At 47.0% G+C, this 436-nt stretch carries 1 protein-coding gene; it reads left to right on the forward strand.

Annotation, left to right across the window (positions count from 1 at the left end):
* The coding region (locus tag RVS70_RS22540; RefSeq protein WP_321134964.1) for an iron chelate uptake ABC transporter family permease subunit at window positions 1–436 on the forward strand (436 nt) is incomplete at both ends.

A 436-nucleotide genomic window follows, 5' to 3' on the forward strand; every position in this document is an offset into this window, starting at 1 on the left:
TCGTGCTTTTAATGATGTTCTTCTCAGACCGCAGCAGTTCACTGACGATCAGCCTGTCATGGCTTCCAGCGGCCGCATTTATCGGCGCCTCAGCTGTCGGTCTCATCGTCTATTTACTTGCATATAAAAATGGCGCCTCCACATTTCGGCTGGTGCTTATCGGAATCGGATTTTATATGTCGGCGCAGGCGATGACGACTCTGCTGATGATCAAAGGTCCGATTTACCGGGCATCACAAGCCAATGTATATATCACTGGGTCAGTTTATGGGTCAAACTGGGAGCATGTAAAAATAGCTCTTATCTTATCTGTCATTCTCCTATTCATTTGTTGGATCGCGCTGAAAAATATGAATATACAGGTGCTGGGTGAAGATATTGCGGCGGGTGCGGGAAGCGCTGTGCAGCGAAATCGTTTTTTCTTGCTCCTTTTGAG

It is taken from the genome of Virgibacillus sp. M23 (assembly GCF_034190895.1).
GTDB classification, from domain to species: Bacteria; Bacillota; Bacilli; order Bacillales; family Amphibacillaceae; genus Virgibacillus; species Virgibacillus salarius.